Annotated in this window: 14 protein-coding genes; 5 read left to right on the top strand and 9 right to left on the bottom strand. The window is 72.4% G+C overall.

The window, feature by feature from the left end:
* Positions 1 to 16: 16 nt before the first annotated feature.
* From ACFUPX_RS25345 to ACFUPX_RS25335, 3 genes are all read right to left on the bottom strand, one after another.
* The gene (locus ACFUPX_RS25345; RefSeq protein WP_383326895.1) at positions 17 to 700 is read right to left on the bottom strand and encodes a glycerophosphodiester phosphodiesterase; all 684 of its coding nucleotides are present in this window, start codon (positions 698 to 700) and stop codon (positions 17 to 19) included.
* A 78-nt stretch (positions 701 to 778) separates the two neighbouring features.
* Positions 779 to 913: a hypothetical protein gene (locus ACFUPX_RS25340; protein WP_383326893.1), complete on the bottom strand. Its 135-nt coding sequence runs from the start codon at positions 911 to 913 to the stop codon at positions 779 to 781.
* A gap of 77 nt (positions 914 to 990) precedes the next feature.
* A complete protein-coding gene (locus tag ACFUPX_RS25335; protein WP_383326890.1) occupies positions 991 to 1680 on the bottom strand; it encodes a PadR family transcriptional regulator in 690 nt (229 codons plus the stop codon).
* Between the two features lie 79 nt (positions 1681 to 1759).
* Here ACFUPX_RS25335 and ACFUPX_RS25330 point away from each other — a divergent pair, with 79 nt between their 5' ends.
* From ACFUPX_RS25330 to ACFUPX_RS25320, 3 genes are all read left to right on the top strand, one after another.
* Complete coding sequence (locus ACFUPX_RS25330) at positions 1760 to 3283, top strand: bifunctional phosphatase PAP2/diacylglycerol kinase family protein (protein ID WP_383326887.1); 1524 nt, start codon at positions 1760 to 1762, stop codon at positions 3281 to 3283.
* 94 nt (positions 3284 to 3377) lie between these two features.
* Positions 3378 to 4028, top strand: a complete 651-nt coding sequence (locus ACFUPX_RS25325) for a M23 family metallopeptidase (RefSeq protein ID WP_383326884.1) — start codon at positions 3378 to 3380, stop codon at positions 4026 to 4028.
* 84 nt (positions 4029 to 4112) lie between these two features.
* Positions 4113 to 4490, top strand: a complete 378-nt coding sequence (locus ACFUPX_RS25320) for a hypothetical protein (RefSeq protein WP_383326881.1) — start codon at positions 4113 to 4115, stop codon at positions 4488 to 4490.
* On the opposite strand, the gene ACFUPX_RS25315 is transcribed toward ACFUPX_RS25320, so the two are convergent.
* A complete protein-coding gene (locus ACFUPX_RS25315) occupies positions 4487 to 5710 on the bottom strand; it encodes a metallophosphoesterase (RefSeq protein WP_383326878.1) in 1224 nt (407 codons plus the stop codon). The two genes, ACFUPX_RS25320 and ACFUPX_RS25315, sit on opposite strands and share 4 nt — an antisense overlap.
* A gap of 160 nt (positions 5711 to 5870) precedes the next feature.
* On the opposite strand from ACFUPX_RS25315, the gene ACFUPX_RS25310 reads away from it, so the two are divergent.
* Positions 5871 to 7106: a CaiB/BaiF CoA transferase family protein gene (locus ACFUPX_RS25310; RefSeq protein ID WP_383326875.1), complete on the top strand. Its 1236-nt coding sequence runs from the start codon at positions 5871 to 5873 to the stop codon at positions 7104 to 7106.
* A gap of 11 nt (positions 7107 to 7117) precedes the next feature.
* Here ACFUPX_RS25310 and ACFUPX_RS25305 read toward each other — a convergent pair whose 3' ends face one another.
* Positions 7118 to 8356 (bottom strand): amidohydrolase, encoded by a 1239-nt coding sequence (locus ACFUPX_RS25305; RefSeq protein WP_383326872.1) that lies wholly within the window; start codon positions 8354 to 8356, stop codon positions 7118 to 7120.
* A gap of 138 nt (positions 8357 to 8494) precedes the next feature.
* On the opposite strand from ACFUPX_RS25305, the gene ACFUPX_RS25300 reads away from it, so the two are divergent.
* Entirely contained in the window at positions 8495 to 8941 is a 447-nt protein-coding gene (locus ACFUPX_RS25300; protein ID WP_383326869.1) for an SRPBCC family protein, read from the top strand.
* 15 nt (positions 8942 to 8956) lie between these two features.
* Here ACFUPX_RS25300 and ACFUPX_RS25295 read toward each other — a convergent pair whose 3' ends face one another.
* From ACFUPX_RS25295 to ACFUPX_RS25280, 4 genes are all read right to left on the bottom strand, one after another.
* Entirely contained in the window at positions 8957 to 10573 is a 1617-nt protein-coding gene (locus tag ACFUPX_RS25295; protein WP_383326866.1) for a carboxylesterase/lipase family protein, read from the bottom strand.
* A 111-nt stretch (positions 10574 to 10684) separates the two neighbouring features.
* Positions 10685 to 11497 carry an amidohydrolase family protein gene (locus tag ACFUPX_RS25290; protein WP_383326863.1) on the bottom strand — a complete coding sequence of 271 codons (813 nt, stop codon included), beginning with the start codon at positions 11495 to 11497 and terminating at the stop codon, positions 10685 to 10687.
* A gap of 35 nt (positions 11498 to 11532) precedes the next feature.
* The gene (locus tag ACFUPX_RS25285; protein ID WP_383326860.1) at positions 11533 to 12105 is read right to left on the bottom strand and encodes a dihydrofolate reductase family protein; all 573 of its coding nucleotides are present in this window, start codon (positions 12103 to 12105) and stop codon (positions 11533 to 11535) included.
* Positions 12106 to 12178: 73 nt separating this feature from the next.
* The gene (locus tag ACFUPX_RS25280) at positions 12179 to 13231 is read right to left on the bottom strand and encodes a helix-turn-helix domain-containing protein (protein WP_383326857.1); all 1053 of its coding nucleotides are present in this window, start codon (positions 13229 to 13231) and stop codon (positions 12179 to 12181) included.
* Positions 13232 to 13307: the final 76 nt, after the last annotated feature.

Raw genomic sequence — 13307 nt, 5'->3', positions numbered from 1 at the left:
GCGGACGCGCGCCGGGTCAGGCCGTGAAGCGGCCCGTCCGCTTGATCTCCGGATAGTCCGTGGTCGCGCCGTCGAGCTGCAGCGCGCGCACGAGCCGCAGATCGTCCTGCGAGTTCACGACCCAGCCGATGATCCGCAGGTCGGCCTTCTTGGCGCGCTGGACGATCTCAAGGGTCAGGCGCCTGATGTTCAGGACGAGGGTCGTGGCGCCGACCGCCGTGGCGCGCTCCACGACGTCGGTGCCGAAGCGGCTCGCGACAAGGGCGGTGCGCACGCCGGGGACCAGGCGCGCGATCTCGGCGATCGCCTCGTCGTGGAAGGAGATCACCTCGACGCGGCCGACCAGATCCCGGCGGTGTATCACCTCGGCGAGGGCGCGGGCGGCGGCCACGTCCTTGATCTCGGCCTGGAGCGGCGCCCGCACGGCGTCCAGGACCTCTTCGAAGACGGGGATGCGCTCGCCGCGACCCGCGTCGAGCTCCCGCAGCTCGGCCAGGGTCTTCTCGGCGATCGGTCCCTTGCCGTCGGTCGTACGGGCCACGTCGGCATCGTGCATGACGACGAGGGCGCCGTCCTTGCTCAGATGCAGATCGAGCTCGATGAGATCGAGGCCCGCGGCTTGCGCGGCGATGAAGGACCGAAGGGTGTTCTCGGGTTCGACACCCATGACCCCGCGGTGACCGATGGTGAGGAAGTTCAAGGTTCACTCGCTTCCGTCGACGGCGGCTCGGTGGGCCACGCGGCGAGGACAGGGGGTGCCACGCGGCAAGGTCGCAGCCTAACGGCCCGCCTCCGCGAAGGAACCGCCCGTACGACGGTGCCACGAGGAATCGGAGTCGTCCGCTCTGCTCCCCACGATGCCGAGGAGGAGCCCGGTGATGACGGCGGCGACAAGGACGGCACGGGTGGTCACAGGTGCATTGCTCCATACGGCGGGGTCGGCTGACCCCGCCCGTCCTACCGGCTGGGGGCCCCGCGCCGCGAGCCACGTCACCCGTGGGTGGGCGAGTCCTCGGGGAGTTGACCGGGGCGCGTGGAATTGGCCGATTCCGTGCGCCCGGCGGACGTCGGCGCCGCCATTTCCGTGAGAGCGGCCATCTCCGTGAGGTCGGCGAGCATCGCCTCCGCCAGTTCGATCTCCGCCTCTAGGCGCCGTCCGCTCCAGCGCAGCGCGATCTGCGGGTGCGTCCACGCCTGCTCGCCGGCCGCGCGGGCGAGCGCGTCATGGACCTCCTTCAGCTCGCCGCGCGTATGCGCGATGTGCTCGCACACCAGGGCCCGCAGATGGCCGGGCGCCGCGAGGTGCCCGAGCCAGACCCGCAGGAGCAGCGGATGCTTCAGGACGGGCGGACCCGCGTCATCGGCTCCCCCCGCCCATCCGACGAGCGCGGCACGGCCCTCGGCGGTGATGGCGTACGACCGCTTCGCGCGGGGCTCCTCGGGGCCCGAGCGCCGGGACGTGGCGTACCCCAGCGCTTCGAGGCGGCGCAGTTCGGCGTAGATCTGGCTGATGGCGGGCGACCAGTAGAAGTGCCGGAGCGAGGCGTCCGCCCACTTCTTCAGTTCGTACCCGGTGCGCTCCCCGGGGAAGGAGAGCAGGCCGAGCACGGCCCACGCGGTCGGCGGCAGCTCGGAGGGCCGCTGCGGTGGGGCCTGTGGGGTGGGGCGGGGGGCTGCCATATGACTGATTGAAGTGAACGTCACACCGACCGCGCAAGATGTGTGCGGTGCGAAGGGCGTGCGGGGGTATAGGGCCTTCATGAGTGATCTTCCGAGGCCGCACATCCGCAGACTGTTCGGCGCCACGGACCGGCTCGCGTTCCACCGCGTGGCGGCCCGCTCCTGGCCGGCGGCGCAGCCCGTCCTGCCACGGCTCAGCCGGAGCGCCGACCACGGGCTGCTGTGGTTCGGCATCGCGGCGGGGATGTGGGCGTTCGGCGGTGCGCGGGGCAGGCGTGCGGCGGTGCGCGGCGTCGCCTCGCTCGCGCTGGCGTCGGCCACGGTCAACACCCTGGGCAAGAGCGCGGTGCGCCGCTCACGGCCGGTCCTCGACGCGGTGCCGGTGATACGGCACCTTTCCCACCAGCCGATCACCAGCTCCTTCCCCTCGGGGCACGCGGCGTCGGCGGCGGCCTTCGCCACGGGCGTGGCGCTGGAGGCGAAGGGGCTCGGCGCCGCCGTGGCCCCGGTCGCGGCGTCGGTGGCCTTCTCCCGCGTCTACACCGGTGTGCACTACCCCAGCGACGTCCTGGTCGGCGCGGCCCTGGGCGTGGGCGCCGCCTACGCGGTGCGCGGCATGGTGCCCTCCAGGGCGCAGATGCCGCCGCCCGCGCGGCCCCGCACGGACGCGCCCGCGCTGCCGGACGGCGAGGGCCTGATCGTGGTGGTGAACCCCTCCTCCGGGGCCCAGCCGCAACTCATGGACCCCGTCCGGCAGTTGAAGACGGCCCTGCCCCGTGCCGAGGTGATTCTGTACGAGGAGGAAGCGGGCCCGCTGCCCAAGGTCCTGGAGGAAGCGGCCAGGGACGCAGCCCGGCGCGGCGGAGTCTTCGGCGTGTGCGGCGGAGACGGCACGGTGAACGCCGCCGTGACACCCGCCCTGCGCTTCGACGTGCCGCTGATGGTGCTGCCGGGCGGTACGTTCAACCACTTCGCCGCGGACCTGGGCGTCGACACGGTCACGGACGCCTGCATCGCCCTCGTCGAGGGCAGTGCCGTACGGGCGGACGTCGGCCGGATCAAGCCCCTGACCGGGACCGCACCCGAGGGCGGGACGCACGCCGACCCGGTCTACTTCCTGAACACCTTCAGCCTCGGCGCCTACCCCGACCTCGTCCGCATCAGGGAGGAGTGGTCCCCGAAGATCGGCGGTCCGCCCGCGTCGCTGCTCGGCGTCGCCCAGATCCTGCACACCGGGCGACCGCTGCGCGCGGTGGTGAACGGCAAGGCCCGCTCGATGTGGCTGCTCTTCGCGGGCAACGGCGCCTACCGCAGCGCCGGCATCGCCCCGGTGCGCAGGCACGACCTGGCCGACGGGGTGCTCGACGTCCGTATCGCGCACGGCGGGCACTTCGCGCGCACCCGCCTCCTCGTCGCGGCGCTGGCCGGCCAACTGGCCAAGACCCGTGTGTACGCGTCCGCCAAGGCCCAGCGCCTGGTCATCTCCGGCCTGCCGGAGGGCACCCAGATGGCGTACGACGGTGAACTCGCCCCCGCGCCCGCCGCGCTGCTCCTGGACAAGCTCCCCGAAGCGCTCACCGTGTACCGCCCCAGCTCCGACTGACCGCGGCGCGGGCGCGGGCCGGGGCGCCGCGGGCATTACGCCATGCGGCGCATTCGGCGTGCGCGCCCGGCCCGTCGCCAGTGTGCTGGCAGTCATGGGCTACGACATAGACAGCCCGCGTGAAGCGGGCACCACACGACGTGACGTACTGAGCGTCGCCGCGGTCCTCATGGCCGGCGGCGCCTTCACCGTGGCGGGACCCGCGCCGCACGCCGCCGCCGAATCGGACGGCGGCTGCGGCGCCGGAGGCTACGACGAAGAGTTCGAGGAGGCCCTCGCCGAGGCGGACGAGGCGATCCCCGACGACCGCGCCCTCGCCCCCGAAGGGCCTCCCGGCAGGTACGCCCTGCCGCTCCGCAGACGCTTCCGCGTCACCGCCCGGTACGGAGTACGGGGCAACTGGGTCGCCGGGCACCACACCGGCATCGACCTCGCCGTCCCCCAGGGCACCCCGGTGCACGCCGTCGGCGCGGGCACCGTGGTCCTTGCGCGCTGGTCGGGCGCGTACGGCAAGGCGGTGACGGTGCGGCTGCGGGACGGGCACTACGCCGTCTACGGGCACCTCTCCCGCATCTCGGTGCGCCAGGGGGCCCGCATCGGCACCGGCGACCGGCTCGGCAGCAGCGGGGCCACGGGACGCGCCACCGGACCCCACCTCCACCTGGAGATCCGGGCCAGGCGCGGCTACGGCTCCGACGTCAATCCGGTCGCCTACCTCGCGAGGCGCGGCGCCCGGCTGTTGTGAGGCGTAGCGACCCTCCAGGACCCGGTGACGCAAAACTTACTGTCGAGTAAGGTCGGCCTCCTCATCCCCGCCCGAGGAGGCCGCATGTCGCTGGTGCCCCGTTCCCCCCTGCTCCTGGCCGGTCTGCTGGCCGGGGCGGGGGTCGCCCACCTCGCCGCCCCGAAGCCGTTCGACGCCACCGTGCCGCGTGTCCTGCCGGGATCACCCCGCACCTGGACGTACGCGAGCGCCGCGGTCGAGTTCGCGCTGGCGGCGGGCGTGGCGCTGCCCCGCACCCGGCGCACCGCGGCGCTGGCCACGGCGGCCTTCTTCGTGGGCGTGTTCCCCGCCAACGTGCAGATGGCCGTGGACTGGCGCCACCGCCCCGCCCCGCTCAGGGCCGCGGCGATCGGCCGCCTCCCGCTCCAGGTCCCGCTCGTGCTGTGGGCCAGGAACGTGGCGGGGAACGCCACCAGGCCCTAGCCCACGCTGCTGCGGCCCGCGACCGCGGCGGAGGTCGTCGAGGTGTGGGCCAGGCGCGCGATCCGGGTGGGCACGTCGACCGTGTACGTGTCCACCGTCATGGCCCGCCCGGAGACCTTCAGGACCATGAACCCCACGTCGGAGAAGTTCTGCCAGGCGGCGGGGTGCCCGAAGTGGGCCCTTCCGTCACCGGACTTGGCGGCGGCCCCGCAGACGATCTGCCGGGTGCCCGCCGTGCGGGGTGTGGGCTCAAGGACCTGGAGGGTGTGGTCGTGCCCCGACAGGATCAGGTCGGCCCGGCCGCACACCACCTGCTCGTACAGCTCTTTGAGGTGGATCCCGCTCGTGTAGTGGCCGATGACGAATCCGTCGTACGAACCGGCGCTGCCGTGCTTCCCGTTGTTCAGGTAGGGGTGGTGGCCAAGAACCACCTTCCAGCGCGCCCGGGACGCGGCGAGCGCGGCGTCCAGCCACTGCCGCTGGGCGCGCATGTAGGGGCCGTCCCACCGGTAGTGGGGCGAGGTCTGGGCGACGGTCGAGGCGACGGGGTTGGTGTCCAGGGCGAAGAACTCCACCACGGGGTCGCCCGTGCTGCCCGGGTCCTCGGCGGACGGCAGCGTGACGTTGTAGTAGCGGCTCGGCATGTACCAGCGCGGCGACGAGGACGCGTAGGAGACCTCGCGGTCCCCGCGCGAGGGGTCGCCGCCGCTGCCCGGGATCAGGCCCGAACAGTCGTGGTTGCCGAGGACCATGAGCCAGGGGACGTCGATGCCGGTGTTGGGTGTCTCGAACTTCGTGCGGAACTCGGAGTCGTGGTCGGACTCGGGCCCGTTCTCGTAGATGTTGTCGCCCAGGCCGACCGCCAGCGCGATCCCCTCGTCGCGGCACACCCGCCGGGCGGCCTCGGTCACGGCCAGCTGCTCCTCACCGCCGGTGCCCGCGTCGCCGGTGACCAGGACGGCGAACTCCCCTTTCTGGTTCGGCACGTGGGGGAACGGGAACTTCGCCGCTGCCTGCGCCGCCGAGGCCTGCCGCGCCCCGAACGGCAGGGCGGCGAGCGCGGCTCCGGCCGCGGCGCCACCGAGCAGCGTGCGCCGGTGCAGCGTGCGGCCCCGCGGCCCCCAGGTGGCGGCGAGGTCCCGGGCGAGCGGCGGGTCGGCTTGCAGCCACTGCTTCTCGGTCAAGTCCGCCCGGGGCGGTATCAGTTCGTCATCGCACATCCGAGCGTTCTCCCATACCGGCGCGGACAGGGGAAGACGATCAGGCGAATTGCCGGTGGAGCTCTTTCGTCCCCGTCACGGCGGGCGCCGTATCGTCACCGGCGTGGCCCGGCCGACGGTGGCCGGGTCCCGCTCGCCATGGCCAAGGAGGCCGCCCCGCATGCACGATGAGCCCCGCCCCGCGTCCCCCCTCGCCGGAACGAAGGTCGTCGACCTCTCCAAGATCCTCGCGGGACCGTACGTCACCATGTCCCTCGCCGACCTGGGCGCGGACGTCATCAAGGTCGAGCACCCCCAGGGCGGCGACCCCACCCGCGCCTGGGGCCCGCCCTTCAACGGCCCCGACGCCACTTACTACTTGGCGGCCAACCGCAACAAGCGCTCGGTGACCCTCGACCTCAAGTCCCCCGAGGGCCAGGAGGCCGTCCACCGGATGCTCGCCGACGCCGACGTCGGGGTGGAGAACTTCCGCCCCGGCAGCTCCCTGGCCGACGTCTTCGACCACCGCGCCCTCAGCGAGCGCTACCCGCGCCTGGTCGTGCTGCACATCTCGGCGTTCGGCGACACGGGTCCGCTGCGCGACGAGCCCGGCTACGACATGGTCGCCCAGGCGAGCGCGGGCCTGATGTCCCTCACGGGCGAGCCCGACGGGCCGCCCGTCAAGGCCGGTTACGCGATGGGCGACCTGGGCGCCGCCCTCTTCGGTCTCGTCGGCGTCACCTCGGCCCTCGTCGAGCGCGAGCGCACGGGACGCGGCCAGTACGTGACGACCTCCCTGTACGAGTCCCAGCTCGCCCTGCACATCAACTGGGCCACCGGCTACTTCGCCACCGGGGAACGGCCCACCCGGCTGGGTTCAGGCCACCCCAGCCTCGTCCCTTACCAGGCCTACGCCGCCTCGGACGGGCACTTCGTGATCGCCGTCGGCAGCGACGGCCTCTTCCGCCGCCTGAGCGAGACCCTCGGCCACCCCGAGTGGGCCGACGACCCGCGCTTCGCCACCAACCGCGCCCGCGTCACCCACCGGGTGGCCCTCAACGCCAAGCTGGAAGCGGTCCTCGTCGACGACACCGTGGCCCACTGGTGCGCGCTGCTGGGACCGCGAGGCGTCCCCGTCGCCGCCATCCGCGCCCTCGACGAGGTCTACGACTGCCCGCAGACCGAGGCCCTCGGCATGGTCCAGAAGGTCGACCACCCCGAAGTGGGCCCGCTCCAGCAGGTCGCCTTCCCCGTCAGCTTCCGCGGCGTGCGCCCCGTCGTACGCACCGCCCCGCCCACGCTCGGCCTGCACAGCAGGGACGTACTCGCCGAACTCGGCTACGACGAGGCGGACATCGACCGCCTGCTGGACCACCCGTCGCACGCCGCACACCGTCCCCACGCGCAAGGAACCTGAAGGCGGCGCCCTCAGGTGCTGAGCTTGCGCAACGCGGCGCCCACCAGCGTCCGGACGCCCGGCAGCAGCACCGAGAGGTCCGGGGCGAACAGGGGGCTGTGGTTGCCCGGCACCGCGGTGATCTTCTCGCCGAGCTCCTGACCGGCCGCGGCCTGCCAGTCGTCCTGCGGCGTCGAGGGCACGAACCAGAAGTCGTAGGGCACTCCGGTGGGCACGAGGAGGGAGAAGTCCTCGCTGCCCATCGCGGGCCCGAAGTCGAACACGCTGCCCGCGCCGAAGAGTTCGCGGTGCACGGCCGCGATCTCCGCGTCGAGCGCCGCGTCGTTGACCGTGGCGGGGAACCCGACGCTCCGCGTCACCTCGGGCGGCGTGGGGCACCCGGCGGCCTGGCACTCGCCTTCGACGATGCGGCGGACGGCGGCCAGGACCCGCTCGCGCACCTTCTCGTCCTGCGTACGGAGGTTGAGGCCGAGCCGGGCCTCCGAGGGGATGATGTTGGGCCGCTGGCCCGCGTGGAACTGACCCGTGGTGAGCACCACTGCTTCGGAGGCGGACACCTCACGGGACACGATGCTCTGCAGCCGCGTGACGATGTAGGCGGCGGTCAGCACCGGGTCGACGGTGGCCTCGGGGCGCGAACCGTGGCCACCGACCCCGTGCACCACGATGTGCAGGTCGTCGGCGGCCGACATGATCAGCCCCGGGGTGTGGGCGACGAAGCCCGCGGGACCAGGGGCGACATGCTGGCCGAAGACCGCGTCGGGGCGGGGAAAGCGTTCCTGCAGCCCGTCGGTGACCATGGCCCTCGCGCCACCGCCCGCTTCCTCGGCGGGCTGCCCGATCACCACGAGGGTGCCCGACCAGGTCTCCCGCCCTGCCGCGAGCGCATCGGCGGCGAAGGCCAGCCAGGTCACGTGCATGTCGTGGCCGCAGGCGTGCATGACGCCGTCGACGGTGGAGGCGTACGCGAGCCCCGTGGTCTCGGTGACCGGCAGCGCGTCCATGTCGCCGCGCAGCCACACCACGGGCCCGTCACCGTTCTCCAGGACGCCCACGACGCCCGTGCCGCCCACGCCGGTGGTCACCGCGTACCCGGCACTCCGCAGCCGGTCGGCCAGGAGCCCTGCCGTGCGGTGCTCCTTGAAGGAGAGCTCTGGGTGGCGATGCAGGTCCTGGTAGAGACTCTCGATGTCACCCGTCCTCAGCCCTGACGTCACGTCCAGGGCCAGGTCCGCTGCGGTGGCTGCCATGGGTATGCGGCTCCTTCCGATCGGGGTACGCGTTCACCCTCGCACAGGCCGTGCGGCCCGGCAGTGGCCGTCCCGGAAGGTGCCTCAACCGGCAAAGTGCGAAAATTGCCCCATACCACTCAGAGGAGTGTGGTCAGCGTGTCCCGGAACCGCCGCCTGATCCTGGCCTCGCCCTCCGAGGTCTGGAACCTGCTGTCCGACGGCCGGCGGTACGGGGAGTGGGTGACGGGAACCCAGGAGGTCCTGTCCGCCGACCCGCACTGGCCCGCGGTGGGCGCCCGCCTGCGGGTGCGCGTAGGCGTCGGCAGGCTATCCCTGGACGACACGGTCACCGTCCGCATCAGCGAACCACGCAGCCGCCTGCAGCTGGAGGCGAAGGCAGGCCCCTTCGGCGCGGCCCGCATCGCCATGACCTTGATCCCCTGGGCCGAACACACCCTCTTCCTCCTCGAATGGCACCCCCTGCGAGGCCCCGGCACCCGGATGCACGGACTGCCCGTGGACTACGCGGTCGCGGTCCGCAACGGCATGATGCTGACGAAGCTGGCCCGGATCGCGGTGGAGGAGCACGGCCGCAACGTCTGAGACACCTCCGAGGGGCTACCTCGACGGCAGGGACTTCCAGAAGTCGTAGCGGTGGTTCTTGGCGAAGTCCACCGGGTGGATGCCGCCGGGGCCCGAGGCGAGGGCCTGGGTGTTCGGTTCGGTGGGGGTGGTGGGCTTCCAGGGTGCCTTGCCGGTGCGGGCGAAGTCCGTCCAGATGCGGATCATCGCGTCGGACAGGCCCCGCTGGGCGGGGTCGAGCTTCTCGTAGTCGTCCATCTCGAAGAGGTACGGCAGCTCGAACACGTGTCCCGCGCCGGCCGGGAAACCGGGCTTCGGGTACGCCGGGTCCGCGTACCAGGGGGTCTTCGTCTCGGCGAACTCGTAGGAGTACGTGGGGGAGTGGGCCGCGAGCGCGCGGCCGGTGTCGACGGCGGGCCCGGCGAAGTGGGCGTCGGTCAGGGCGGCGGCGAGCGCCAGCGCGGGGGTGTCGTCATAGGCGCTGACGGGGTAGCGATCGGCGATGGCCGCGGCCTTCTCCTTACCGAACTCGTCCTCCAGGCGGGTTCGGTAGTCGGTCGCGTCGATCGTCGCGTTCGGATCGCCGGTGGTCTGCTTCTTGGCGAGCTCCATGCCGTAGACCATCGCCCGCTCCTCGTCGCGGTTGATGCCCTGGAGGACCGGGACCTTGTTGAACTTGCCGGTGGCGAACGCCTCCTTGGGGGTGCGCGGCAGCAACTCGCCGCCGTAGACGGGGGTGTAGCGCGGGCCCTGCCCGAAGGGATGGATCAGATGCTTGACGGGCGCCTTGCGCCAGTCCTGCACGCCGGGCTGCTTCCCGATGTCGGCCGCCGTCCCCTCGCCCTGCCGCAGCGCGGCCTCCCGGCCGGTCCTGCCGTCGGTGCCCGCGCAGGGGCCGCTCTGTGAGACGACCCGGTCGAAGAGGCCCGCGGAGGAGGGGGCGACCATGTGGGCGCAGGTGCTGTAGGAGCCCGCGGACTCGCCGGCGAGGGTGACGTTGCCGGGGTCGCCGCCGAAGGCGGAGGCGTTGTGCCGCACCCAGCGCAGGGCGGCCTGCTGGTCGAGGAAGCCGTAGTTGCCGGACTCGCCGCGCCGGGCGCCCTTCTCCAGGTCGGGATGGGCGAGGTAACCCAGCGCCCCGAGGCGGTAGTTGACGGTCACGACGATCATATCGCCCTGCGCGGCGAGCCGCTGGGCCCCGTACATGGCGCCCTCGCCGTCGGTGTGGTCACCGCCGTGCAGGAAGACCATGACGGGACGGGGCTTGGCGGGGTTGACGCGCGGGGTGGTGACGTTGAGGAAGAGGCAGTCCTCGTCGTCGGACGCGGGCCCCGCGGGTGCGACGAGACCGGCCTGCGGGCAGGCGGAGCGCGGCCGGTCGGCGTCCTTGGTCCCCCGCCACTTCTTGGCGGGCGCGGTGGGCGCCCAGCGCCGCTCGCCCGTGGGCGGGGCGGCGTAGGGGATGCCTTCGAAGGTGCGCACGGTGTCGGTGACCGTGCCGCGTACGGCGCCCTTGTCGGTCCGCACCACGGAGGGGCCGGAGTCGCCGCGGGCGGCGCCGGTGGCGGCGGCGGTGGCCGGGCCGGCCAGGGATGCGACGGCTCCGGTGGCGAGAGCGGCGGCGATGGCTGCGTGTGCTGTTCGCTTCAACATGTAGACGAGCGTATGGATTGGGTGATCCGGCGAGCAGCCGGGCAGCCACCCGTCGCGGGCTGGTGCCAGCGCCACCCCCACCTTCGTAGGGAGATGGGTGGGCCGAACGGCTCAGAGGGCGAAGACCCGCCGGGCGTTGCCGGACAGGAACAGCTCGGTGGCCTCCTCGTCCAGGTCCAGTTCGGCAAGGTGCTCCAGCGCCTTGGCCGGGGTGATCATGGGGTAGTTCGAGCCGAACAGCACCTTCCCGCGGCCCCGGCCGCGCAGGTGGTCGACGAGTTCGCGCGGGTAGCGGCGCGTGGTGTAGGCGCTGGTGTCGATGAAGACGTTGGCGTGCTTGTCGGCCACCGCGATCATCTCCGTGGTCCACGGATAGCCGATGTGCCCGCACACGATGGTCAGTTCGGGGAAGTCGAGCGCGACCTGGTCGATGTACGGGATGGGCCGCCCGGTCTCGGAGGGCCGCAGCGGGCCGGTGTGCCCGACCTGGGTGCAGAACGGAATGCCCAGCTCGACGCAGGCGGCGTACAAGGGGTAGTAGAGCCGGTCGGTGGGCGGCAGTTGCCACAGCCACGGCACGACCCGCAGGGCCACGAAGCCGAGTTCCTCCACCGCGCGGCGCAGCTCCCGCACGGCCCGGACCGGCCGGGTGAGGTCGACGCCCGCGACCCCGCGCAGCCGCCCCTGGGACCGGGCGACGAACTCGGCCACCTCGTCATTGCTGATCAGCGGCCCCTGCGGCCCGTACCAGGCCGCCGACAGGCCGATCTCGACGTCGGCGGCGGCCATCGCGGCCACGGTGACCTCGACCGGCAGCTGCTCGTCGAGCGACTCCATGCCCGTCCACCGGCGCAGCGACTCGAACATCTCGTGGTTGGAGTGCCGGAGCGTGGGGTGCTGCATCCACGCGTCGATGATCGCCACTTGCTGCCTGCCCTCTCTCGGAGTGGACGCCGGCGTCAGCGGACGACGTCGAAGACATTCTTCTGCAGACCGTTGGCGTATGCCTCGTGTTCGACGAGCCGCAGCTTCTGGGCGTCCTTGTCCGTCTCGCTGAACAGCCGCTTGCCCGCGCCGAGCAGCAGCGGGAAGACGAGCAGGTGGTAGCGGTCGATGAGCCCGGCGTCGGAGAGGCTCCGGTTCAGGGCGGCGCTGCCGTGCATGATGATCGGTCCGCCCTCGGTCTTCTTCAGCGCGGCCACCTCGTCCAGAGAGCGCAGGATCGTGGTCTCGCCCCAGTCCGACACCAGGTCGCCCTCGGTGAGGCTGGTGGAGACGACGTACTTGGGCATCACCTTGTAGTCCGCGAACTCCTCCATGCCCGGCCAGACGGCGCTGAACGCCTCGTAGCTGACCCGGCCCAGCATCATCGCCGCGGCCTCCTGCTGCTCGCGGCCCTTGATCTCGAACGCCTCGGGGAGGAACTCCACGTCCTTGAAGGTCCAGCCGGAGTTCCGGTAGCCGGGCTCGCCGCCCGGGGCCTCCACGACGCCGTCGAGCGAAACGAAAGCGGTGCTGATCAGCGTACGCATCTCAAGATCTCCTGGCTGGTTGGCTGGTTGGCTGGTTGGTTCGTTGGGTCTCGGCTGTGGCCTTGGTGCCGTTTCATCTTCGCGGGGTTACTGACCGCGGCGCGTGCGGAAACTCATCGGCGGCGGTCAGGAGGGACTCCGCGACGGACGTGCGGGCGTACAGGACGGAGCGGCCCGCTCGGTGGGCGCTGACCAGGCCCGCGGCCCGCAGCGCCGTCAGGTTCTGGGAGACGCCGGCCGGGGAGAGGCCCGTGCGGGCGGCCAGTTCGGTGGTGGAGGCCGGACTTTCCAGCTCGGTCAGAAGCAGGGTCCGGGTGCGGCCGAGGACGGCGGCCAGGGCGCCCGTCCCGGTGGCGGGGCGCGCCGCCCACATGGTGCCGATCCCGCGTGCGGGGTAGGCGAGTTGCGGCGGGTCCGGCGGGGTCACCCGGGTGAACGGCTCCGGTCCGGTGAAGACCGAAGGGATGAGCAGGAGCCCCTGGCCCGCTGTCACGCGGGTGAGGTCCTTGGGCCTGCGCAGGAGCCGCAGCGTCTCGTCATCCCAGCGCACCGAGGCGTGCAGGCCGCCCAGGAGGTGCGCCGCGCCGCGCTCGGCGACCTGCCGGGCGCGGTGGGCGACATCGGCGTCCAGGACGGCCCGGATGCGGGCCCAGTAAGGGGCGAGCGCCAGCTCCCAGTAGGCCTGGATCTCCTCCGCGACCCGGGGGAGGCGCGCGTGCGGCTGAGCGTGCAGAGCGCGTGACCGGGGGCCGAGGCCGCCCTGCTGGAGCTCGAGGCGATCGAGGTCGTGGCGTACCCGGTCGGCAGGGGTGGCCACGATGCCGTCGAGCTCGGCGGCCAGGGCCGGGGCGGGTCCGGAGGGCGTCGGGTTGAGGAAGTCAGGGACGTAGCCGGACGGCGGGACCAGCTCGGCGAGCCATCCCCGGTCGAGCCCGACGGCTGCGAGGCGCGGCCGTACCTGCTCGATCCAGGGCCGGTGCACGGGATGCGCGACGGCCGAGGTCAGCAGCCGCACGCTGGGGCCGACCTCCCACATGGGCGAGACGGCGAAGCGCATCTGCGCCAGATCTCTGGCCGAGAACGACAGCCCCGCCACGACGCACCCTCCCGGCCGGGATTCGCTCATACCTGAATCAATGGCAGTGATCCTACGGCGTACACATCATTCCGGCATGACGACAGACATGACGACAGACATGACT

The organism is Streptomyces sp. NPDC057302, from assembly GCF_042667685.1.
In the GTDB taxonomy this organism is placed as follows: domain Bacteria; phylum Actinomycetota; class Actinomycetes; order Streptomycetales; family Streptomycetaceae; genus Streptomyces.
Note: the sequence above shows the minus strand (reverse complement) of the source record. Positions and strands in the feature narration are given on the sequence as shown.